The 20,851-nt window shown below is 63.5% G+C and carries 27 protein-coding genes; 13 read left to right on the forward strand and 14 right to left on the reverse strand.

The window, feature by feature from the left end; all coding sequences use genetic code 11:
- Positions 1-277: 277 nt before the first annotated feature.
- The 11 genes from DWB68_RS16035 to DWB68_RS13325 all read left to right on the forward strand — a co-directional run bounded on the left by DWB68_RS16035 (position 278) and on the right by DWB68_RS13325 (position 7,341).
- Positions 278-1,276 carry a hypothetical protein gene (locus DWB68_RS16035; protein WP_147391685.1) on the forward strand — a complete coding sequence of 333 codons (999 nt, stop codon included), beginning with the start codon at positions 278-280 and terminating at the stop codon, positions 1,274-1,276.
- Between the two features lie 100 nt (positions 1,277-1,376).
- On the forward strand, positions 1,377-2,012 hold the full coding sequence (locus DWB68_RS13280) for a ParA family protein (RefSeq protein WP_119425604.1): 636 nt from the start codon (positions 1,377-1,379) through the stop codon (positions 2,010-2,012).
- A gap of 10 nt (positions 2,013-2,022) precedes the next feature.
- Entirely contained in the window at positions 2,023-2,397 is a 375-nt protein-coding gene (locus DWB68_RS16455; protein WP_199700459.1) for a hypothetical protein, read from the forward strand.
- Positions 2,398-2,421: 24 nt separating this feature from the next.
- On the forward strand, positions 2,422-2,670 hold the full coding sequence (locus DWB68_RS13290) for a hypothetical protein (protein ID WP_119425605.1): 249 nt from the start codon (positions 2,422-2,424) through the stop codon (positions 2,668-2,670).
- A 216-nt stretch (positions 2,671-2,886) separates the two neighbouring features.
- Positions 2,887-3,183, forward strand: a complete 297-nt coding sequence (locus tag DWB68_RS13295) for a hypothetical protein (RefSeq protein WP_119425627.1) — start codon at positions 2,887-2,889, stop codon at positions 3,181-3,183.
- Positions 3,184-3,749: 566 nt separating this feature from the next.
- Complete coding sequence (locus DWB68_RS13300; RefSeq protein WP_119425606.1) at positions 3,750-4,724, forward strand: DUF4192 family protein; 975 nt, start codon at positions 3,750-3,752, stop codon at positions 4,722-4,724.
- A gap of 529 nt (positions 4,725-5,253) precedes the next feature.
- On the forward strand, positions 5,254-5,559 hold the full coding sequence (locus tag DWB68_RS13305; protein ID WP_147391686.1) for a hypothetical protein: 306 nt from the start codon (positions 5,254-5,256) through the stop codon (positions 5,557-5,559).
- 113 nt (positions 5,560-5,672) lie between these two features.
- Complete coding sequence (locus DWB68_RS13310) at positions 5,673-5,891, forward strand: hypothetical protein (protein ID WP_119425608.1); 219 nt, start codon at positions 5,673-5,675, stop codon at positions 5,889-5,891.
- A gap of 442 nt (positions 5,892-6,333) precedes the next feature.
- A complete protein-coding gene (locus tag DWB68_RS13315) occupies positions 6,334-6,591 on the forward strand; it encodes a glutaredoxin family protein (RefSeq protein WP_119425609.1) in 258 nt (85 codons plus the stop codon).
- Positions 6,592-6,604: 13 nt separating this feature from the next.
- Positions 6,605-6,958 (forward strand): hypothetical protein, encoded by a 354-nt coding sequence (locus DWB68_RS13320; protein WP_119425610.1) that lies wholly within the window; start codon positions 6,605-6,607, stop codon positions 6,956-6,958.
- Positions 6,959-6,999: 41 nt separating this feature from the next.
- Positions 7,000-7,341 carry a hypothetical protein gene (locus DWB68_RS13325; protein ID WP_119425611.1) on the forward strand — a complete coding sequence of 114 codons (342 nt, stop codon included), beginning with the start codon at positions 7,000-7,002 and terminating at the stop codon, positions 7,339-7,341.
- A 221-nt stretch (positions 7,342-7,562) separates the two neighbouring features.
- On the opposite strand, the gene DWB68_RS13330 is transcribed toward DWB68_RS13325, so the two are convergent.
- From DWB68_RS13330 to DWB68_RS13385, 14 genes are all read right to left on the reverse strand, one after another.
- Positions 7,563-10,130, reverse strand: coding sequence for a DEAD/DEAH box helicase (locus DWB68_RS13330; RefSeq protein ID WP_119425612.1), 2,568 nt, complete (start codon positions 10,128-10,130; stop codon positions 7,563-7,565).
- A complete protein-coding gene (locus tag DWB68_RS13335; RefSeq protein ID WP_119425628.1) occupies positions 10,130-12,250 on the reverse strand; it encodes a site-specific DNA-methyltransferase in 2,121 nt (706 codons plus the stop codon). The genes DWB68_RS13330 and DWB68_RS13335 overlap by 1 nt, the downstream gene beginning before the upstream one ends.
- Positions 12,251-12,803: 553 nt before the next feature.
- Positions 12,804-14,303, reverse strand: coding sequence for a toll/interleukin-1 receptor domain-containing protein (locus DWB68_RS13340; protein WP_119425613.1), 1,500 nt, complete (start codon positions 14,301-14,303; stop codon positions 12,804-12,806).
- A 55-nt stretch (positions 14,304-14,358) separates the two neighbouring features.
- On the reverse strand, positions 14,359-14,982 hold the full coding sequence (locus DWB68_RS13345) for a recombinase family protein (RefSeq protein WP_119425614.1): 624 nt from the start codon (positions 14,980-14,982) through the stop codon (positions 14,359-14,361).
- A gap of 237 nt (positions 14,983-15,219) precedes the next feature.
- Complete coding sequence (locus DWB68_RS13350) at positions 15,220-16,149, reverse strand: diacylglycerol/lipid kinase family protein (RefSeq protein WP_119425615.1); 930 nt, start codon at positions 16,147-16,149, stop codon at positions 15,220-15,222.
- A 78-nt stretch (positions 16,150-16,227) separates the two neighbouring features.
- Positions 16,228-16,467 (reverse strand): hypothetical protein, encoded by a 240-nt coding sequence (locus tag DWB68_RS13355; RefSeq protein ID WP_147391687.1) that lies wholly within the window; start codon positions 16,465-16,467, stop codon positions 16,228-16,230.
- An 85-nt stretch (positions 16,468-16,552) separates the two neighbouring features.
- Complete coding sequence (locus tag DWB68_RS13360) at positions 16,553-16,726, reverse strand: CsbD family protein (protein WP_119425617.1); 174 nt, start codon at positions 16,724-16,726, stop codon at positions 16,553-16,555.
- A 46-nt stretch (positions 16,727-16,772) separates the two neighbouring features.
- Positions 16,773-17,042, reverse strand: a complete 270-nt coding sequence (locus tag DWB68_RS13365; protein WP_119425618.1) for a GlsB/YeaQ/YmgE family stress response membrane protein — start codon at positions 17,040-17,042, stop codon at positions 16,773-16,775.
- A gap of 55 nt (positions 17,043-17,097) precedes the next feature.
- Complete coding sequence (locus DWB68_RS13370) at positions 17,098-17,391, reverse strand: hypothetical protein (protein WP_119425619.1); 294 nt, start codon at positions 17,389-17,391, stop codon at positions 17,098-17,100.
- A 305-nt stretch (positions 17,392-17,696) separates the two neighbouring features.
- Positions 17,697-17,912 carry a hypothetical protein gene (locus tag DWB68_RS13375; RefSeq protein ID WP_119425620.1) on the reverse strand — a complete coding sequence of 72 codons (216 nt, stop codon included), beginning with the start codon at positions 17,910-17,912 and terminating at the stop codon, positions 17,697-17,699.
- Between the two features lies 1 nt (position 17,913).
- Entirely contained in the window at positions 17,914-18,456 is a 543-nt protein-coding gene (locus tag DWB68_RS16040) for a DUF6286 domain-containing protein (RefSeq protein ID WP_147391688.1), read from the reverse strand.
- Positions 18,453-18,818, reverse strand: a complete 366-nt coding sequence (locus DWB68_RS13380; protein WP_325048569.1) for an Asp23/Gls24 family envelope stress response protein — start codon at positions 18,816-18,818, stop codon at positions 18,453-18,455. The genes DWB68_RS16040 and DWB68_RS13380 overlap by 4 nt, the downstream gene beginning before the upstream one ends.
- Positions 18,815-18,991: a DUF2273 domain-containing protein gene (locus DWB68_RS16310; RefSeq protein ID WP_158588318.1), complete on the reverse strand. Its 177-nt coding sequence runs from the start codon at positions 18,989-18,991 to the stop codon at positions 18,815-18,817. The genes DWB68_RS13380 and DWB68_RS16310 overlap by 4 nt, the downstream gene beginning before the upstream one ends.
- Before the next feature lie 42 nt (positions 18,992-19,033).
- Positions 19,034-19,528: an Asp23/Gls24 family envelope stress response protein gene (locus tag DWB68_RS13385; protein WP_119425622.1), complete on the reverse strand. Its 495-nt coding sequence runs from the start codon at positions 19,526-19,528 to the stop codon at positions 19,034-19,036.
- A 77-nt stretch (positions 19,529-19,605) separates the two neighbouring features.
- Between DWB68_RS13385 and DWB68_RS17255 the strand changes: the two genes are divergently transcribed.
- A complete protein-coding gene (locus tag DWB68_RS17255) occupies positions 19,606-20,229 on the forward strand; it encodes an RNA polymerase sigma factor (protein WP_119425623.1) in 624 nt (207 codons plus the stop codon).
- Complete coding sequence (locus DWB68_RS16045; protein WP_147391689.1) at positions 20,226-20,765, forward strand: hypothetical protein; 540 nt, start codon at positions 20,226-20,228, stop codon at positions 20,763-20,765. The genes DWB68_RS17255 and DWB68_RS16045 overlap by 4 nt, the downstream gene beginning before the upstream one ends.
- Positions 20,766-20,851 lie beyond the last annotated feature (86 nt).

The raw sequence follows: 20,851 nt of genomic DNA on the forward strand, positions 1-20,851 counted from the left end.
GTGTGCAGGTAGCCGCCATGCTTCGTGCGGAGGCCGCGCCTGCACCAGTGGCCTGGCGAAGCCTCTAGGCCGGCCCACGGGCTACGGCGCCCCCACGTTCGATGGCTCCCACCGCCGGCGCGTCTCACGCCTGCGTGAGACCTCCCGCAAGAACGTCGTCTCAGCGATTCCTCCGGGTTCCCTTGCCGTCGACCACACCCTGCAGACCTGGCGTGCGCTCCTCGAGCTGCCCGGCTACCAGCTGGCCCGTAAAGACCGCCGCCTGACCCTCGCCCGCGTGCTCTGGGTGCTGATGCGCTGCGCCGACTTCGACACCATGACCACCAGGCCCACGTGGGCCGTGTTGCAGGAGCGCACCGGCCGCTCCCGCAACGCCGTGGCCACTGCACTGCGTCAGCTGCGTGCCTGGGGCCTGATCGGCATTGTTGCCTCCGGTCGCCAGGCCGACCACGCCGCCAAAGACGCCGATGGCCAGCGCTGCAACGAGGCCGCCGTCTACGTCCTCTGCCGCCCCGCCGGCCGCGGCCTCCGAGCTCTTCCGGTGCTACCGGCACACGCCGAAGCAGTCGCCCGCCGTGAAGGCGCAGCCCGCCTGGCTGTGGAAGAAAAAAATACCCCTCCCGCGAAGCGGTTCTCACCTACTCAAGTTGAAGGAACCTCACACGCGCGCGAGGAAAAAAACCAAGATGTGGAGCCGCTTCGCGGCCCTGACTCATCCAGGCGCGGCGCAAGCGCCGCGCAGCCTCACCTACCCGCAGATCGGCAAGAACTCACGTGGGAACGTCATCGAACGATGGCTTCTGACGGAAGCCGCCTGGCCGGGCTTTCCACTCTGCGGAATCTCAATCCCGCCCTCCGGGTGCTCTCGCTGCGCGACCTCCGGTCGCTCATGCGTCATCACCTCGACGCCGGCTACACCGTGGCCGACCTCCACCACGCACTCAACCACCGCCCCTCCCCCGACCCACGCACCGGCCGCGAACATTGGGGTCCTCTCCCCGAGGCTCGCCAGGACCAAACCCCCGTAGACCACCAACGTGTGCTGCGCGAAGTACTCCGCTACCGCCTCGCCTGCTGGATCACGGCCGCCGGCGAGGTCATGCGAAGCCCCGACCAACGCATCAGCGCCGAAGCGGCCAGACTCCACGCCCAGCACCGCGCCTACCTCGCCCGCCGCGCCGGCGCGGAGGCAACCCGTGAGGCTTTGGCGCCAGTGGCCTCGAGCTGGGCTGCACGGATCCGGGAGGATCTAGCAGCTCGCCGCTCAAAGCATTAAGTTCCGAAGTTCATAACTTGAGACTTGTCAAGTTCGGAAGTGTCGATGTACCTTAGTTGTGAACTTCCAGAGTTGAGATCTTCACACCCCAGGAGTAGAGATGCGTGTCATCACTGTTTTGAACCAGAAGGGCGGCGTCGGCAAGAGCACCGTCCTCATGAACCTTGCCGCGGTGCTCCAGGAAGCAGGGATGAGCGTGCTCGTTGCCGACGTCGACCCCCAGGCCACCAGCTCCGGCGACTGGGCAGACAGCGCAGGCGAATCCCTCCCCTTCGACATCACCGGATCAACCAGCCCTGCGGAGCTCGCACAGCTGCGCCAGCTGCCCTATGACGTTGTTCTCGTAGATACGCCCGGCTCAATGGAAGCCGGCGACGTTTTGGCCGCCGTGCTGTCCCAGAGCGATTTCGCGATCCTGCCGATGGAGCCCGGGCCGCTGTCCGTGAAGCCACTCATGCGCACGGTGGAGAAGCTTGTGGTCCCGGCCGGCGTCCCTTACCGCGTGCTCGTCAACAAGGTTGATCCGCGCGTGCAGCAGGATGCAGACGATGCACTTGAGATGTTGCGAACTTATGAAATTCCGCACTTCACTACTACACTGAGGACATACAAGGTTCACACCTTCGCACCACTGGCGGGCGAAGTCGTGACGCAGTACACGGGTCGCGCATCCATGCGCGCCGTGGAGGACTTCAGGAAGCTGCACAGCGAGCTCCTGACCATCTGGGCAAAGTAAGGGGTAGGCAATGGTCAAGCGAGACCTGGGAGCAATGCTGAAGGGCCAGGCGGTGGCGCCCGGCGTCCCCGCCGATACTATTCAAACTTCGGAAATTCCGACGTCACGAACTTCTGAAATTCCGAAGGTCGCTAGTTCGGAAATTAAGGCGGAACCTCGGTACACCGCCTTTCTGCCCAAGACGGCCCGCCTCCGCGCCGACCAGATCACCGCCCTCGGAGAACTGACGCTGCAGCTGCAGGCCGCTCGCCAGCGCAAGGATGAACGAATCACCGACAACACCCTGCTTCGTCTTGCGGTCGACCTGCTCTTGGAAAAGCATCGGAACGAGCTGGAGGGCTCGAGCGAAGCAGAGCTGCGTAGCTCGCTGGGCCTGACGAGCTGATGTCCTGACAGGAAGGATGGCACCGTGCCGATCGTGATTACTCTCGCGGTGCTGGCCGTTGTCCTAGTGGTCAACGTCTTGCTGGGACTTCTGTTCCATCCGGTCAACACCTTGCGGTGGATCGTCCTGCAGCTCTTCGGATGGGGCGCAGTGATCTGCATCGTCGTGGCTATCGGCACCTGGCTGAACACAGGCCTCGTCTCGGCGCTCGGCTGGGTCGCCGGGGGAGTGCTGCTCTCCTTCCTCCGGCACCGCATCGACCTCGCATGGTAGCCGCCGGCGCCGCATGAGAACATAGACCCGCACCCCTCGGGGTGCACTTCTCTCCTTCCTTTGGTGAGACACAGAGGCCCCGCCGGATTCGCCCCGGCGGGGCCTCACCCTTTCCCGGCGCTGCGCGAACACGCGTGAGCTCGAGCTGTGCCGGCCTTTGAACCCGACTGCGTCCCGGCCGTCGACGTGTCGGGGGAGCGCGGGAAACTGGGATGCGTGCCTGCCGATTCCCTTACCGTCACCACCACCCCCGCCGGCCAACCGCTGCGCCTGATCTGGCGGGGTCACACTTGGCGCGTCGCCGCGCGCCCCGTGCGCTACTACAAGCGCCGGGCGTGGTGGGCCGAGGAGTCCCGCGCAGCAAAGGGCGCGCGTGCCGGCCTCGTGGACACCGAAGTCTGGCGCCTACAGGTCCAGCTCGGTACGCGCGGCGAGCTGCGCACCATCGAAGCGATCCGCGACCAAGTCACCGGACGCTGGTACACCGAAGAACCGGCAGCACAAGCCTCCTGAGACTGGCCCCCTGCCCACCCGTGGACGGCTCCGTGCTTCGCCCGGGGCGGACCCTCCCACACGTGGACAGCGGGACCCACCAGGTGTGTGACCACCGCCCCCACGCTTAGGACACCCGCGACCGCCACTCATGTGAGCGGGGACCGTGGACACACTCACCCCCAGCGCCCTCACCGCCTGGCGAACCGCCAGCACCTACAGCCCTAGCGTGTCGCGCTGCGCGCACGCGCGTGAGCTCGAGTCGGGCCGGCCTGATCACCCGACTGCCCACCACTGGTGGGGGTCGGGTTTCTTTGGCTTTGGACGAGCGACGGGATGAGGTGCGGGGAGACCCACGCGCCGATCTACTTTGAGTGCCCTCCCGGAGTCCCGAAAGGGGCCTTCGGCCCGCCTCATTCCGCGCACTCACGCGGGGGAGCCGTGCGGACGGGGCGTCAGAAATACTCCACAAAGAACCAGGGGAAAACCTCGACACCCTGACTCTATCAGGGTAAAATTATGAGTGTCAGCAAGGGAGGGGCGAACCCGCAAGGGCCTCCCGACAACACCAAAGGAAAGGGCTCATCATGAGCACGATTCGAAACCTCACGGGCGTTATCGCCCACGTCGGCGACTCCCTGGGCTTCCGCCCGGAGAACAGCCTCGTCATCGGCCTTCTGGATGAAGGCGGCTGGGCGGCCACCGCGCGGCACGACTTCACCGCTGAGATGAACACCGGCGTACTGACCGCGTGGACCGCTGGCATCTTGCAGGATGCCGGATTCAACCAGATCGCGGTGGGCATCTACCCGCCCGAGGGCACCCGCCTGGCGCAGGTTGTCGCCTTCTGGCGCGAGCTGCAGGCCGTCGGTACCGCCGTGATCGGCTGGGCCGTCATGCCCACCGGCACCGCCTACGAACTGCGCGTCGACCGGGCACCGAAGCCCATCGACTCCGAGGCGATCGCCGCCCACGCGGCCACCCTTCCCACCGCCACGGCTCACGCCTGGGCCGGAGGGTGGGCACCGGCCCAGGTGGCCGAGTTCGACCAGGCGCTCGCACAGGAAGGCTTCACCCCCGGCGAGCACGTCACCGACCCGGCCCGCGCGGCCGCGATCATGGGCCACTGGGGCAAGGCCATCGATTCGGGCGAGCACCCCACCAGCGGGGTCGAGTGGGCGCACGTGGCTGCCGCGCTGGGCACTCCGGCCCTGCGTGACATGCTCGTCGTCGCCCTGTTCGACGGCATCGACCTGCTGGACATGGCCGCGTGCGAAGCGGCACTGCTCGGCAAGGCCGCCATCGGCCCGAACCTGCGCCACCGCGACGCCATGAGCGCCCTGCTCCTGGAAATCGGCGCCTACCTGCCGCCGGTGTGGGCCGCCAACGCCCGGGCCCTGCTCGGCTGGATCGAATGGGCGCAGGGACACGGCACCCAGGCCGGAAAGGAACTCGAGGCTGGCCGCGAGGCCGACCCCGAGAACCGGCTCTGCCGCCTGCTGCTTGAGTTCGTCAACACCGGCGTCATCCCCGAGTGGATGAAAACCCGCCCGACGGCCTAGCAGGTAAGCACCCCCGGCCTCCGCAAACCACGGTGGCCGGGGGTGCTCCCGCTCCGCGGAATCGCACCCACACCCCCTACCGGCGCAGCCAACCTCCGCGCGTGGCCGCGTCGCCAGCCTCCGGCCGGCCCGAGGGGCTGCGCGCCCCTCGGGCACCCCCGCGTCGCGCTGCGCGCACACGCGTGAGCTCGCGCCGGGCCGACTTGACCACCCGACTGCCCACCATTGGTGGGGTCGGGTTTTTTGGGCTTTGGACACACGACGGGATGAGGTGCGGAGAGGCGTGCCGCTGCGATCTACTTCGAGTGCCCTCCCAGAGTCCCGAAAAGGGGCTACGCCCCGCCTCATTCCGCGAACTCACGCGGGGGAGCCGTGCGGACGGGCCGTCAGAAATACTCCACAAAGAACCAGGGAAAAACCTCGACACCCTGACCCGACCAGGGTAAAATTATGAGTGTCAGCAAGGGAGGGGCGAACCCGCAAGGGCCTCCCGACAACACCAAAGGAAAGAGAGAATCCCGTGACCGTCATGGATTTCACCCCTCGCATCAAGGAAGCCGCCGCCCGCGTCCAGGCCGAGCGCGAGGCTCGTCCCGATCTGAGCGCGGCCGAGTTCGAAGAGTGCTGGCTTCAGCAGCAGGAGCGCGTTGAGAGCGACCGGCCCGAGGGCTACGGCCGGCTCGGGTGGTTCCCGGACAACAACATCCTTGTCTCCGGCGACTTCCAGGCCCACCAACGCGGTATGCGCCACCAGTCCCGCGCTCACTTCATCGTGATTGAGCGCGAGGACGGACGCAGCGAGGTCCACGCCAAGGTGGACCCGAACCACCTCTAGGCAGACAACACCAGGGGGAGGGGCCCCGGCCCCTCCCCTCCTCAACCCGACCGAGGGGCGAACCCAGTACCTGGGCCTCGACGGGTCAAACCCAAAGGAAGGACAAGCCCATCATGATCACCATCAAGGACGAGCGAAACACCGTCTCCATCCTGCAGCGCTGCATGTTCTGCAACGAGGGCACCCGCGTCATGGTGGATGCGGACGACTATCACCGCTGGCAGGGTGGGGAGCTCATTCAGAACGTGTGGCCGGACGCCGAGCCGGAAGAGCGCGAGCTGATCCGCACCGGCGCCCACCCCGCATGCTGGCCCCAAGACCATCCCCAGTAGCCCGCCCCTCGGGCCAGGCTTGACCAGTGGCTCAGCCGCCGGCCTGTGGCCGGCCCGAGGGGCTGCGCGCCCCTCGGGCACCCCCGTGTCGCGCTGCGCGCACACGCGTGAGCTCGAGCCGGGCCGGCCTGATCACCCGGCCGTCCACCACTGGTGGGCGGCCGGGTTTCTTTGGCTTGGGACGAGCGACGGGATGAGGTGCGGAGAGGCGTGCTGCTGCGATCTACTTCGAGTGCCCTCCCAGAGTCCCGAAAGGGGCCGGCGGCCCGCCTCATTCCGCGCACTCACGCGGGGGAGCTGTGCGGTCGGGCCGTCAGAAATACTCCACAAGAGATCAGGGAAAAACCTCGACACCCTCATGCTATCAGGGTAAAATTATGGGTATCAGCAAGGGAGGGGCGAACCCACAAGGGCCTCCCACAGCACCAAAGGAGAACGGGCAATGATCACCATCTACGGCAAGCCGGACGCCATGTGCTTTGGCTGCAAGCAGACCAAGCGAGCATTCAGTGCTGCCGGCGTGGAGTTTGAGTTCATCGACATCACCGATCCGGCCAACCAAGCTGGCCTCGAGTACATCACCGAAGAGCTCGGCTACATGCAAGCCCCCGTCGTTGTCGTCACCGACGACGATCACTGGTCCGGCCTGGATCCGGCCAACATCGAACGCGTCATCGCCCACCGCGCTGCCGCCACCTAGAAAGGTTCACCTCATGACCACCCGCCCTGTCGGCCGACCCCCCAAGTACGACGGCGAGCCCACCAAGCGCAAGCAGATCGTGGTCGACGTCGGCATCAAGAACGACATGAAGGCCAAGGCCAAAGCAGCAGGGCAGTCGCTGACCGACTACCTGCTGCAGAGCATGGAGAACGTCATCAGCGGGGCCTACGACCCGGTGACGCGCAGGGCCTCCCTGCGGCCGGCCACAAACGTCGGCATCGAGATCTCCGTCCCGCTCTCCCTCCTGGCCAACATCGAAGACCAGATGAAGCTCTACGGACTCACCTTCACCGACTTCCTCCTCGGCGCCTGGACCCGACGCCTCGAAGCCGAAGAAACCGCCTAACCGGCACACCTCGAGCACCACCACACGGAAAGGAACGGACCATGCTGGAACTTACCGACACCGAACGCGCGACCCTCATGGCCGACCCCCGTGTCCTGCAGCTCGTCATCGAAGCCACCGTGGAGGCCGAGATCCGCGGCTACCAGATGGGCCAAGCAGCCGGCCACGACGCCACCAAGCACGGCTACGAAGCCGGCTACAAGGACGGCCACGCCATCGGCTTCACCAACGGCTACCGCACCCACCAAGAAGAGACCGAAGACGCCTGGGCCGCCGTGGCCCCGACGAACGACGAGCTACGCCGCCAGCACCAAGCCTGGATCGCGGCCGGCTCTCCCGAAGACCCCACCGCGCCGGACCTGCGGCCCCACGAGCTGCACTAAGCCGACACCCGCAGCACGAGGGCTTTACAGCACAAGGGCGACAGTTCACCTCAAACTGTCGCCCTTGTGCTGTAAAGGTTGCCAGTTGGCGCTGATGCTTGGAGTCTGCCCGCTCACCCCTCACACGGGGACACGCGGCTTCGCATGCAAGATCACACGAACTGCCCCCAGCCGGCAAAGCCCAGGGGGCGAGGTGGGACTTCGCCGATTCCTAAGCAGGTTCAGTAGTCCACGGCCGCAGCGTCATAGGCGAACCTCGCATCGGAATGGTCGAGCACCTTGGAGCGCACGTCTGGGAGTTTGAAGTCGAGCACTCGTAGCTTTCCGTCGATACGGCTGATCGCCTCGATCCTGTGGAATCGATCCCCGTATACCTCGGCGAACCGTGCCATGCCGTGCAGCTTCCAGGCCGCGTCCGGCAGCCAGTGCCCGTGTGGGTCGACGATGCTCGCGCGCACCCCTTGTTCAGTGTCAACGAAGAACAGGAAATCCGGGCGCAGTGTGCGCCACTCGCCGTGAGAGTCGCGGTAGGCGATGCTCATTGAGTCGCGCCCGCCCGTTGGGTTGCGGTACCAGGCAAGTGCGTTGGGCCTGGCCATCTCCGTGTCGAGTACCTCGATCTCGTCGGGGTTTAGCTTGCCGATAGGGAACATGCCCTCTTCGTCGGAGAGGAGGTGGAGGGCTCGACGTTCGAGGAGCTGATCGCTGTCGCCGAGAACGCGCTTGGTCTCCTCCTGGCGGTTCTTCGGCAGCGCCATGGAGATCAGCTGTGGGTCCGTGCTCATCGCGGTGATCTCTGCGTAGAGGCTTTGACGTGATTCGGGCAGTTCCTTGATCGCGACGCGGTGCTCGTCGAGCCACTCCTTCGATATCTCGTCGGCCTCTTCGTCGAGCTTCGCACGTGTCTGCGTCAGCATCGCGAGGGCAGCGACGCGGACATACGCTTCGCGGTAGTCGTCCTCGTTGTCTGCGTCGGCAGTGAGGTGCTCGACGTAGCTGCGAGCCACGTCGGGCGTGATCGTGCGCGCGCCGCTGCGGTAGGAGTCTTGGACCGCACGGTCGTCTGCAGCCTCGGTCCAGGACTCGTCCTGCCGCATGCCGTGGCGTGCCTGCCCTCGCACGGTGCCACCGGCGACCGTGAGTACGTCTTTGCTGGCCTTCGCGAGGTCTTTCGCATACTGAGCGGTCAGTCCGTCCAGCACGCCGTGTAGGCGCTCGTGGGCGAGCTTCCCGGCGTCCGGCACAAGGCTGTCCGCAGCGAGGGCGTGAGCGAGCGAGGTGACCCGCTTGATGGGGTTGGCGTGCTTGCGCGGCAACGTCTCCGCGGGAAGCGACTGGAACAGCTCCCAGACCTCGTCAGCAACGGCACCGTTGGGTGTCATGAGCTTTGGGTTGACGAGTACTCGCTGGCCGGTGTCGCCGCTTCCCGCGAGGTCGTTACCCATGATCTTTTCTAGCACCAGACTGGCTGTCGCCTTGCTGAATTTGGGCAAGATGCACTCGACGCTGTTGAGCAGGTCATCACCCTCAATACGTCGGGCGAGGGGAGTGCGGATCATCCGCCCGAGCAACTGGGTGATGTGGGTTTCGTCCTTTGCCGGGCGGAAGGACACCATTACCTCCGCGCGGGGGCAGTCCCATCCAGTGCTGATCGCGTCCTTGGCGAGCAACACTCGAATGTATGAGGCGTCCTGCACTCGCTCCGGTGAGATGTACGGGACGGTGTGCATCCCAAATGTCTGGGCAGTGTGTTCGCCGAAGACATGGGCGATCGCGTCTGCTTCCAGCTCTGGCCACTCGTTTCGGATCACGTCGATGGCCGAGGCGACCTCATCGGCAGCAGGCTTGTTCGGGACCTGGAGCACCATCAGCGGCTTGATCGGCTCTAAGTCCTGCCCAACGGCCTTCTGCTCAGCGGCGTAGCTAGTCCAGGCCTCGGAGAGGGCCTTCACCTTGCGCACGCCGCGGCGTAGCAGCACGGTGTTGAAGTCGCCGGTCTCCGCCGGGAAGTCCAGGACGATGTCGTCCTTCAGGAGGCCTGACTCCTGAATGCGCACAGGATCTACCTGCACCGTGCCGAGGTGCACACGGTTCGACTGGACCTCCGCTTCTGTCATGGCCGCTTCGAAGCGCTGCACGGTCGCGGAGATACCCCACACGATCGGAACAGGAGGAATATTGCTGTGGCCGTTGATGAGGCGCTTGACGATCGTCGGGGTGTCTGAGGGGCGTTTGCCCATGCCGCGGTGCGCCTCATCCAAGACCATGTAGAGCGTGAGATCGTCGTCTTCGATCGTGTTCTGAAGCGTGTCCCAGAAGGTGAACGGCACAGTGTCTGCAGGCCACTGGATGCCATCGAGGGTGTTCGAGTCGTCGTGCCCACGAACCAGCAGGCTATTTCGTGAGAGCTTCGAGGTGTTCAGGAAGTACACGTGCCCCGGCAACAACTTCGGATATCGGAAGGGGTGCTCCACTGTCACAAGTCTGTTCCGCAAGCGATCCGAGGCCTGCTCAAGCCTGTGACGGGTCTGCTGGTTCAGGGAAGGGTCGTCGCTGAACCACAGCACCACGGCACCCTCATCGGGCACGACGTCGAAGTCATCACTACCCCAGAACATCGCCTCGATCACGGCAGCAGCCATGACCGTCTTGCCCGCGCCGGTCGTCGCGGTCAATGCCACCGACGAGACGCGCTTGCTCGCGCTGCGGTAAAAGTCCCGCGCTGAGGAGAGCTCGCGCAGAGTGTCGCCGACGGCATCGGCCTGGTAGTCCTTCAGAGTGAAACGCATCAGATGTCACCGGTGCTTTCGCAGTTGCGTAGGTAGTCCTCGTACAGGCGCACCGTCTCGATGCCGGGGATCTCGCTCGCGACCTGCTGATAACGCCCGTCGTCGTCGGTCACCACATAGGCGATACGGATACCCTGTCGGCGCTGGAGTTCGGCGATAAAATCGCTGGCAAGGTCCAAGTCCTTGAGGACGCCGTAGCTATCAGCAACAGCCCAGCCGCCCTCAAGTGAGTCGATCCGCTCTCCGACAGCACCGGCACGCAACCAGAGCATCGGCGCGATGGCTGCGAACGCCTTGTCCGCCTCGATCATCCACGGTGACTCGTAGCTCAAGGTGAAGAACGCTGCATTCTCCTCGAAGCCATCGGACATCGGGAACTCGTCAATGAACTTGTACTCGCCCTTGATCGGCTCGCCCTCAGGGGTGAGACCGGTGATGGCAGCGCGGATGCGAGGCTTCGTGATGTAGTCGCAGATACCCCACTGCTCCCATTCAGGATCTCCCGGGCGCAGCCCCTGCCTGCGCAGCTTCGCGTGTTCCTCGGCCGAGACCTCGTTGTTCGTTACCGAAATGCACTGACGGCTGCCGCCGTCCTGCTTATTCAGGCGCATTACCGCGTGCGCTGTCGTTCCCGAGCCAGAGAAGAAGTCGAGTACAACAGCGTTGGGCTTGTCTGAAACGAAAAAGCGAAGCGCGTCTTCGACGGCGTACAGCGATTTCGGAAAAGGGAAATCTCTTCCAGGAGTTAGGGAGTTGAGGAGGTCAGTGCCGTATGTACCAGCGTTGTGTGACTTCCGGTACCAAACCGTCTTGGGGGTTCGGCCCCTCGGATTGTCCGGATCGTTCGCGAGAATGAGAGCGCCACGGTCGTCCCTACCCTGTACTACGACCTCACCCGACTCAATTCGTGCGATCGTGCCGGCTCGCACGTATGTAATCGGCCATCGACCGTTTTTTCCCTTGCCGCCGACTCGGATGTAGCCCTTTTCAAGGCGCGAGATAAACTCGGCACGGCTCATCTGCCACCGGCCTTCGATGCCTCCTCTGCTGATGGGCCAGATTGACACGCAACCATCGGGAGGGGGCACAGAATCATCGGGGTGTTCGAGTGGCGGTAAGGGGTAGCCGACATCTCTAATGCGGCCAGTATCGTCGTCCACATAGATGGGGAAGAAGCTGTCGTTAGATTTTGCCCTTACCCCTGATTTGCCACCTCTGATCAACGGAAACCAGATTCGCTCAGCCCCAACTTGTGACTGACTATCATCTGACTGGAGTGTCTCTACCGCCACTGCTGTAGGTTTTGCTTCACCCAAGTAGACGAAGTAAGCATATTCGTCAACCCTCGACATTTGCATTTGTCGAGCGGAACCCTGGCCATTTATGACGATACTCGCCATCTGAATGCGTGCGTTGTCAAATACCTGACCCAGTAGCAGGCCTAGACGCAGGTATTCCTTCTCGTCGATCGTGACGATCAAGACGGAGTTGTCCGGCTTAAGCAATCTTTTTGCGAGCTTGAGTCGACGTTCCATGAACGCCAGCCACTTCGAGTGCCGGTAGAGGTCGTCGCCTTCGACGTAGTCGTTGTTGTACTTCCAGTCTCGGGAGCCCGTGTTGTACGGCGGGTCGATGTAAATCGCATCCACCGAGTGCTCATGTGTAAACGTGAGCAGCTCAAGCACGTGGAAGTTCTCGCCGTTGATCACGGTATGGAACGGCTTATCAGCGCCTCGTTCAACAGAGCCGCCAGGCCGGAGGCCGGGGTAGATGTGGTCGCGGAACTCAGCAACCAGGATCAGGTCTTCGACCGGCACGGACTGCGTCGTGCGGCCCTCACTGTTCGGCGTTGAGACCTCCGCGATGCCGCCGCTGAGGGAGTCGACGTGCCAGAGCCGCTGGTCGCCGCGGTCGGTTGAGCCCCGGGGAGGGAGAACCCGGACTTTGTTGCCTTTGCGGATGCGGTGGCCTGCCAGCTCGACCGCTTCTGGAGCGTGCCGCTCAAAGTTCAGACCGAAGGGAAGGCGTTTCTGGAGCGGGCGGATCTCGTCGTCGAGGTCCTTTGCCAGCTTTGGGTCGAGTTGCTCCAGCGTTCGCAGTAGCTCCGATAGACGCGACAAGGGCACACCTTTCTGGCAAGACGAAAGAGTCCGCCATTGAGTGTGGGCAACGCGGAATCTCTGTGATCCTACTGATCCGTGGGCGCTGGCGCTAAGCGCGGGCCCATCCCTACCTCTTCGAGTCGTTCTGCTCTGAGATTCTGAGGGAGCCGACCCGCGCCGGCAGGGACAGCGGTCACGGATCCTGAGACCCAAGCGAGGACCGTAAGGGACCGGTTCCGGGCCACTGTCGCCGCCGGCTCGACACGCCGAGCCGCGACGGCCCGAAACGCTGGCCCGAAACCCACCCGGCCTGCACCGCGTGGGGATGGAGTCAAGCAGCAGCGCCGGGCACCTGATCGGCTACGCCCGTGTCTTCATTCTCGAACAGAACGTCCAGGCGCGGGACGATGCGTTGCGGGCAGCTGGCTGCGTGCGGTTCTTCACGAAGTACGCCTCTGGCGCCGGCCGCTCGCCCTCGTGGCCAAGTCAACGCTCTCCCTCAGCTTCGGGTTCACCGGGTTGCGCCGCAGCAGTGCGTTGACGCATCCGCTCCGTGTCTCCTCAGTGACGGTCACCAATGCGACGAGCGAATGCTCGTCGCAAGGTCCTTGACAGCCGTGAGCGCTGAGATCGCACGTTCGGAGTCACCGCCGAAGAGTCCTCCGAGCAGGGGCGTCCATCCAGCGCCATGCGACTGAGCTTCCATCAACAGTTCCATCTCCGCCCCGGTTCCGCGGTACCGGTGCTTGCCTCTCCAGGTGTACCTCCCGTACCCGCCGTGCGCGCCGTAGTAGTACTGGTCCTCCTGGGCACGAGCATCCTCCGAGATTGCATCCAGGAGCACCTCGACCCGATCGAATCCCTCCGCGTACTCGTCGTCGCTTGCGAACTGGGGCCGGTAGAGCGGAGCGAGAAGGGTGAACAGGTGATCAGATACAGGCGTGAACCGGCGCCCTCCACCCGATTTCAGCAGCTTGTCGATCTCATCATCCTGAATTTCATTTCCGTCGTCTTCGAGACAGATCAGGGTTCCGAAGGCACTCCATCGATCGTGCTCCACGATGCTCCGGCCTCCGGAAGTGAGGATGAAGGGCACTCGAGGACGTCCCAGCGAACTAACGCGGACGTCGGCAGTCGCTGCGCGAAGCATCGAGTAGTTGAGCTTCGTAGTGGCCCCCAGCGCTGTCGCGTACGTTGCGAGGAGAGCCGGGTACTCATGCAGCGAGGTCAAGATATCCATGCCCTCTCGCTGGGTAGATTCTTGAGCGAGAACCTGAAGCGTCTTGGTGAGCTCCTGCTCGTGCGTCGGCGTCCCGTACATCGCGATGAGCTTCAGTGGGATCAGCGCCGGAGCCATGACGTCGTCGTAGCGGCGAAGTCGACCCATCCAGGAACGCGCGAGATCTGGATCCACCTTCGTGCCGGACGCCACCGACATCGGGAACTCATCGCGGTTGGCAAGAGTCTCGCGGATCGGCACCCGCAGACCTGAGAGGTACTCGTCGTAGTCCATGACGAGGGAAGGGTTCCGCAACAGGTCTCGCAGGTGCTCGACGTCGTCGTTCTTGGCTCGCCCGGCATCAGCCGCGACCTTCGAGACCGAGGCCGGAGGTGTGCCAGGAGTGCTTCCCATCGCACGCTGAATCGCAACGACGAGGCGGGCCACGTTCGCGGACTTCTGTGGTCCGAACAGATCAGTGCGATGGATCGTCCGATCCAGTGTGCGTCCGGCGCCAAGGTCGAACTCAGGGATCTCGCACTCGTCGAGGCGAGCGGTCATGAGCCACTTGGCATCGGGAGCACGCAAGCGGTACTCCTCAGCAGCGAGGGTCAGCTCCTCGAACTGATATGACTTCTCGCGCTTCGCCAGATTCGAAGAAAAGCAGGCCAAGAAGACGAAGGACCCGCCGCGGATCGCATTCCGGATCTCGTTCTGCCAGTCGTCGCCCGGCCACAACTTGTCCTTGTCACGCCAGACGACGAATTCGGCCGCTTCAAGTGCCGATTGCAGTTCATCGATCACTGCGGAATCTTCACTGATATACGAAAGGAAAACGTGGTCACCCGGCACGGACTCAGTGTAGCGAAGGGGCCGGACACATACACGGAACGACCCAACAGACCCGCTAGGTTAAACCAGTCGGATCCGTAGCCGGCTCCGGGGTTGCGACTTGGCTTGCCGCCTCTTGTTGGTGTCGGTAGAGGGAGGCTCTGGACCATCCGACTGCGGCAGCGGCTTGGGCCGCTGTTCGGCCTTTCTTGCGTTCGTCTGCGGCGATGGCGAGTTTCCGGGCGATGGTGTCGGGGTTGACGGGTGGGCGGCCGAAGCGGGTGCCTTGGGCTTTGGCTGCTTGGATGCCGGCGTTGACGCGTTCGGTGATGAGTTCGCGTTCGTATTCGGCCAGGGTGGCGAGCATGCCGAGCATCATGCGTCCGGAAGAGGTGGTGGGGTCGATGCCGTCAGAGAGGGAACGCACTTCGACGCCGTGGCCGCGGAGTTCGTTGACGGTGTTGAGGACGTCGATGAGGGATCGGCCGAGTCGGTCGATGCGCCAGACCACAACCGTGTCACCAGCCTGCGCGTAGTCCAGGAGCTTCTTCATCTGTGGCCGCTCGCGGGCGTTCTTCGCCCCGGAGGTGACGTCGGAGAAGATGTCACGGCGCTGCACGCCGGCGCCGACGAGCGCGTCGATCTGCAGGGTGGGATCTTGTGCCTGGGTGGAGACGCGCGTGTATCCGAGAAGCCTCATGCGTCCAGTCTGTCCCAACAACCCCTGGCAAGCGTGTTCGTGACACGCTTCACGGTGAGACAAGTTTGTGCGTCAGGGCGCGTCCTGATCTGGCGCGGGAGCCCGTCGGCCGGGCGGGGGAGTGGCGTGTGTCTCGTAAAACATTAGTTTTATGGACGCAGCAACTACGGGGCCTCCCAGTGCTGCGCGGTCAGGACGGCCGGAATTCTCATTGCTGCGGGAGCCGTGGCTCGGATGCTAAAGGACCAGGACGCCGTGTTTTTGGATGCTGGCGCGCAAGTGGGTGACCTGTCCGATGTCTTCGCCGTCGATTTGGAGGTGGCGTGGCTCCGGGAGGACCAGGCTGAGGTTAGTGAAGGTGCGGTGAATGGTGGAGGCACTGTCTGTTGCGGGCTCATTGTTTCCGAGGAGGCGCTTGAAGCCGTTGTCCCAGAGCATGGTTTTGGCAGTCCCGAGCCACTGGCTGGCCCCGGTAGAGCTACTGACGAGAAGGTCGAGTTGACCGTCGGAAGGGTCAGCGTCGGGCAGGAGGGTAAGTCCTCCTTGGAGAGTGCCGCAGTTGCCGAGGAGGAAGGTGTGGGCTTTGACGTGCTGGGTTGGCATGTCGTCGATGGTGAGGTCGACATCGATGAGGTCGGTGGTCTTGAGTGCCCGGCCCAGGGATTCGATGTAGGCCAGCCATCCGGTCATGGCTTTGAGCTTGTCGTTGGTTTCGACGATCATCTGGGCGTCGATGCCGATCCCGGCGATAACGGCGAAGGCCATGCGATGGGAGGTGTCGGGGGTTGCGTAGTCGATCCAGCCCACATCCAGGGGCTTCGGCGGTGCGTCGCTGAGGGCTCGGTCAGCTGCGGCTTCGAGGTCTCCGATGGGGATGCCGAGGTTCCGGGCGAGCAGGTTTCCGGTGCCAAGGGGAAGGATGCCCAGGGCAGGCGGGTTCTTCTCTTGAGCCAGGCGCTCGATGACCGCGCGAACGGTCCCGTCTCCGCCGGCGGCAAGGATCAGCTGGGGGCTGGTGGCCAGGGCTGCACCTGCGGCGCCTTGCCCTGGGTCGTCTTCGGTGGTCTCGTGCCACGACACGTCGTTGGCAGCTTCGTCCTCCAGGATCGCGGCGAGCTCCGCGCGCTCGGTCTTGGAGGGGTTCCAGATAACAGCGATGCTGGCCACAGCGAGGTCCTTAGGGCTTGATGGCGGGGCGTCGGCGCACCGCTCTGCACTTGGCGGGCGGGCACGTCGCGGGGTGCTTTAGCGTGCTCGGACGTTGATTTCGTAGTCGAAGGTCGAAGGTACGCCGTGGCTGGCGCTGGTGGCACGGAAGAGGGACTGCCATCGGCGCTGGTCGGGTTCGGCGAGGGACTCCAACATGATCACGGCCCAGGCGTGCTGGCGGTCCGGTGAGAGCTCGACCGTGCACTCGCGCACCTCGTCGTAGGCCATGAGTGCGTGTTCAAGCGCCCTGGCCAGTCCTGCCCATGACGTCTTCATGGTGATCCTCTTCCCTGCGGTGAGTGGTCAAGCAGGCACGGAGGGGCCCGGGCCGTTGCGGCCCGGGCCCCTCTCTTGCCGATGGTTACTTCTTGAAAACGTCCTTGACGTTTTCGCCGGCCTGCTTGATGTCGCCCTTGGCCTGCTGGGCCTTGCCCTCGGCCTCGAGGCGCTCGTTGTCAGCGATCTTTCCGGCGGTCTCCTTGACCTTGCCGGCGACCTTGTCCGCGGTGTTCTTTGCCTTGTCTGCCAGGCTCATGATGATCTCCTTTGTTGTGTTTTTGTTTGTGGTTGGGTGGAGGCTGTTAGGCGTTGTTCTTGTTGCGTCCGGTGATGAAGCCCCAGATCAGAAGGACGATCAGCGATCCGCCGATGGCCAACAGCCAGGACGAGAGTGAGAAGAACTTGTCTACGTCGGCGTGGAAGAGACTCTGTCCGATCCAGCCTCCGAGGAGTGCGCCGACGACGCCGAGGATGAGGGTGGCGATCCAGCCGCCTCCCTGCTTGCCAGGAAGGATGGCCTTAGCGATGGCTCCGGCGATGAGTCCGAGAACGATCCAACCGATGAAACCCATGATGTGGTCCCCCTATGTGATGTGAGTGCTCGCAGTTGTTCCGAGCGATGGTCCTCTAGCCCGCGGTGGCAGGTAGGGAAGTGAGTTCGAGCGCACCGGAGTTCTTGGTGTGCTCATCGTTGACGTCGTAGCGGATGTGCTTCTCGGCGAATTGAGCTCCAAGAACGGTTTCCATGTCAGTGATGACGCGCTCGTTGACGAGGTGAACCGCTTCAGCGAGTGGACGATCGCTACGAACGCTGAAGGTGGCGTAGAGCGATGGGGTGGCTGCGCTGCCTGAGATCCGCACACGGGCGGTGGTGATCAGGCCGCTGTGCTCAGCAGCTTCTTGCGCGGCCTTGGCAATCACGTCTGATCTGATCGTCGTACTTGCCCCTTGGCCTGAACTGAAGCGGAGTGTCCTGACCGGAGGTTTCCTAGGCATTGCCGCAAGAAGGACCCAAACGCAGACCAATGCGAGGAGGAAACCTGCGACGATCAAACCCGTCGCGACTTGGTCCCCCGACCACCGAACTACATCGTCAACTTGCGGCATCGCTTCGGAGTTGCCGCCCCAGAGCTGGGGTGACAACAGCGAGAGCACTCCGACGCCAAGAATGACGACCGCCCCGATGGCCAAGAGCGCTCGCTGACGTGGACCGTGTGTGCGCCACACTAGTGCCGCCCCCTCACGGCTCGAACTACGGCCGCTGGGACGCGGCCACGATCGATCTTGCGGGCCGCTGCTTCTCGCTGTCGGGCCACCAGCTTGGATGCCACCTTCCCGGTACGTCGAGACTGACGCTTGACCAGCAGCCAACCGACCAACATGAGCATCAGGCCCATGCCGAGCTTCTTCGAGATGCTCTGAACCTGCTTTTTCTCAGACATATCAGTCTCCTTCCGTCTGCATGCGGATGCGGATTGATGGCTTCGTGTCCAGGGGTAGTTCAGAGACGAGCTGGTTGGTCCGATCCAGAACGCTCTCGCGTACTCCTTCAGTAGCACGCAACGGTGTTCGTACGCTGAGGTCGATGCGGTTAGGTCTCGCCGTGACTCGCGCTGATGCCACCCCGTCGGTACTTTCGGCGGTAGCGCGGACCAAATCGCTCAGGCCTCGCAGGGCTAGCACCTGCTCGTCGCCCGGGGTACTGGCTTGCAGAGGCGTGGTCTTGTGACGCCCGGGAACAAGAGCGCAGACCAAAGCGATGGCTCCCAGAACGCAGAGGCTCACGCCGATCGTGAGGACCAGGTTGCTGTTGAGGGCAGCGCGGTTGAGGACAGCCAGCCATTCCCCTACCGGTTCAGGCCAGGAGCCTTGGTCGAGCCTGCGTATCCCCGCCCACACCGCCAGCACAGATGCCGATAGCCCCAGGAGCGAGAAGATCGCGAGGGCGATGGTTCGTGCTGGGCGAACGTGCCAGAAGTTTCTCACTTGAGCCTCCTCTTGACGGTCGGTTCGGCGGGGTACAGCCACGAGACGTGGATGTCGATCTGCGCCTGATGGATGCCAACATCGCGGGCGAGGCGGCTCGTAACCACTTCGCGGATACGTTCGGCCGTGGTCTCGAGTGGGCTGGGATAGAGCAAGCCCAAGTCGATCGTGACCAGCGCCGTTGCTCCGAAGAGTTCGACGTCGACACGTGGGCGCTTACTGAAATCACGTCTCTGTCCGACGCCGAGCACACCACCTGACGAGGAGCCAACTTCAGCCACTTCGCTTGTTGCTTGGGAGATGACTTTGGCGATCACCGCATCAGGGACGTGTGTTGTTCCTCGTGTCGACACCTGCCTCACCTCCTGCGGTCGGCTATGAAGGCGGAGAGGTCTGCTTTGTTCTGTAGGACCCAACCCGTGACCGCCCCGAGCAAGGTGAAGAACAGGACGATGATCAGCTGAGTGAATGATCCGAAGGCCAGGACCAGTCCGATGACGAGACCAGCCACGATGCCCCAGTGCATCAATTTCACGGCACTACCTCCTTGAATCGAGCGCGTGACACTGCGCCGTGGTTACTTGAGATCGCTTCGCTCGGCTTCGACGTCGTCGTCTTCGGGAAGGTGGACGTCGGACACCTCGATGTTGACTTCAAGCACTTCCAACCCCGTGGCTTGCTGAACGGAGTCGATGATGTTGGAGCGGATGCCTTCCGACACATCGACAATCGAGTACCCGTACTCCACAACGATCGTGACGTCGATGGCAGCCTGCTGTTCGCCCTTCTCCACGCTCACCCCGCCTGAGGTGTTCGCAGAGGCCCCCGGAATGCGTTCTGCGATCGAGTTGAAGGTGCGGCGAGCAGCGTTGCCCATGGCATACACACCCGGAACTTCGCGCGCTGCGATGGAAGCCAACTTCTGGACCACACGGTCCTCGATCGTGGTCTTGCCGTGCTCTGTGTGAAGGGGACCGAGCACCTCGACCTCAGTGTCCTGGGCCTCCTTCTTCGAAGCCCGCGCGGCCTCTTCTCCCGTGGGGCGAACGACGGGGCTGTTGTTCTGGCTCATGATTCCTCCTCGTAAGAACGTGCTGTCTATAGCTAGACGGCATCCGAACCCCCATCGTCACACGACCAAGACGTGAGATGGGTCACATCTATTCGTGGGCTTTCGCGAGGGGACCATGCAATGGTTGTGTACACACACGGACGGGGGTGAGGGTTGTGCCGGTTTCACGTCTCGTGGGTCGAGCGCAGGAGGGTGATGCCGAGGCATTTGACGACCTCGTGCGTCTGCTTTCGCGCCGGCTGCACGGATATGCCTACTCGTTGCTGGGGCGCCAAGGCGACGCCGAGGAGGCGGTCCAGGAAGCATGGGTGAGAGCATGGACTCGTCTTGACTCGCTGCGAGACCGTTCAGGATTCATCGCCTGGATGTTCAGGATGGTACGTAACCTCTGTATGGATGCTCATCGAGTCCGCGGACGCAGGAGTGAGGACTCCCTGGAGACTGTGCTCGACACTGCACTGCCGACGGAGGCGCGTACTCCAGAGGAGCTAAGTGTCCTCCGGTCCGAAGCAGAAGACGCACTGGACGTGCTACGTCGACTTAGCATGGGCGAGCGTGAAGCCTTCACCCTGGTTGTACTTGAGGAACTGAGCTACGAGGAGGCTGCCGGAATCGCCAACGTCTCCGTCTCGACTCTCCGTGGACGGCTCGCTCGCGCGCGGGTCAAGATCAAGAACTCGGCCACAGGAGGGCAGCCATGAACGAATCACTGCCGTGCGGACGCACTCTCGCGGACGTTGCACAGAACCTAGGTCATCTGCCGGATGCGCATGAGATCCAGTGCCGGTGGTGCAAGCTCGCGCGCGAAGGACTGGCCAATCGTGAATCGGAGGTGCGAGCTGCCTACCTCGGAGCACCAGGGCTGCGTCCCTCCTTCTATGAAACAACCGGCAAAGCCGTGGCAAAGACACCCCGGATTACCAAGCGCTACCGCATTCCGGGTGACCGCCCCGACACTGTGGCGGAGACGACGCGATTGGATCTGGCCCAGTTTGTTAGAGACCGCCTCGCCGGGTCCTCAGGATTCGCCCCAGTTCACATCTCAATCCAGCCAACCGACCAAGACGAGCCTCACACCCACTGGCAAGCCGAGATCAGCATCGGCCTCTCTCCATACGGGAGGTGGACGGAAACCTTCGCCGAGATCGACACCGCCATGCGCGAGCTCAGCCGGCATCTTCGCGCGGAGCACCTGAGCTGGGCCCTGAAGGTCGAAGACGTTCTTCAGGAGGGGTAGTTCATTCCCGGCTCTTCCTACTTCAGGTGGGGGTGGGTCAGTCCGCCGCCGATGAGGAGCATGCGTAGTCGGTAGTGCTCGCGGTT

The organism is Galactobacter valiniphilus, from assembly GCF_003575975.1.
Taxonomy (GTDB): Bacteria; Actinomycetota; Actinomycetes; order Actinomycetales; family Micrococcaceae; genus Galactobacter; species Galactobacter valiniphilus.

Coding starts and splice junctions, on each gene's coding strand:
- DWB68_RS13280 (WP_119425604.1), top strand. CDS start 1,377: ATGCGTGTCATCACTGTTTTGAACCAGAAGGGCGGCGTCGGCAAGAGC.
- DWB68_RS16455 (WP_199700459.1), top strand. CDS start 2,023: ATGGTCAAGCGAGACCTGGGAGCAATGCTGAAGGGCCAGGCGGTGGCG.
- DWB68_RS13300 (WP_119425606.1), top strand. CDS start 3,750: ATGAGCACGATTCGAAACCTCACGGGCGTTATCGCCCACGTCGGCGAC.
- DWB68_RS13305 (WP_147391686.1), top strand. CDS start 5,254: ATGGATTTCACCCCTCGCATCAAGGAAGCCGCCGCCCGCGTCCAGGCC.
- DWB68_RS13310 (WP_119425608.1), top strand. CDS start 5,673: ATGATCACCATCAAGGACGAGCGAAACACCGTCTCCATCCTGCAGCGC.
- DWB68_RS13315 (WP_119425609.1), top strand. CDS start 6,334: ATGATCACCATCTACGGCAAGCCGGACGCCATGTGCTTTGGCTGCAAG.
- DWB68_RS13320 (WP_119425610.1), top strand. CDS start 6,605: ATGACCACCCGCCCTGTCGGCCGACCCCCCAAGTACGACGGCGAGCCC.
- DWB68_RS13325 (WP_119425611.1), top strand. CDS start 7,000: ATGCTGGAACTTACCGACACCGAACGCGCGACCCTCATGGCCGACCCC.
- DWB68_RS13330 (WP_119425612.1), bottom strand. CDS start 10,130: ATGCGTTTCACTCTGAAGGACTACCAGGCCGATGCCGTCGGCGACACT.
- DWB68_RS13345 (WP_119425614.1), bottom strand. CDS start 14,982: ATGAGGCTTCTCGGATACACGCGCGTCTCCACCCAGGCACAAGATCCC.
- DWB68_RS13355 (WP_147391687.1), bottom strand. CDS start 16,467: ATGAAGACGTCATGGGCAGGACTGGCCAGGGCGCTTGAACACGCACTC.
- DWB68_RS13360 (WP_119425617.1), bottom strand. CDS start 16,726: ATGAGCCTGGCAGACAAGGCAAAGAACACCGCGGACAAGGTCGCCGGC.
- DWB68_RS13365 (WP_119425618.1), bottom strand. CDS start 17,042: ATGGGTTTCATCGGTTGGATCGTTCTCGGACTCATCGCCGGAGCCATC.
- DWB68_RS13375 (WP_119425620.1), bottom strand. CDS start 17,912: ATGTCTGAGAAAAAGCAGGTTCAGAGCATCTCGAAGAAGCTCGGCATG.
- DWB68_RS13385 (WP_119425622.1), bottom strand. CDS start 19,528: ATGAGCCAGAACAACAGCCCCGTCGTTCGCCCCACGGGAGAAGAGGCC.
- DWB68_RS17255 (WP_119425623.1), top strand. CDS start 19,606: ATGGGTCACATCTATTCGTGGGCTTTCGCGAGGGGACCATGCAATGGT.
- DWB68_RS16045 (WP_147391689.1), top strand. CDS start 20,226: ATGAACGAATCACTGCCGTGCGGACGCACTCTCGCGGACGTTGCACAG.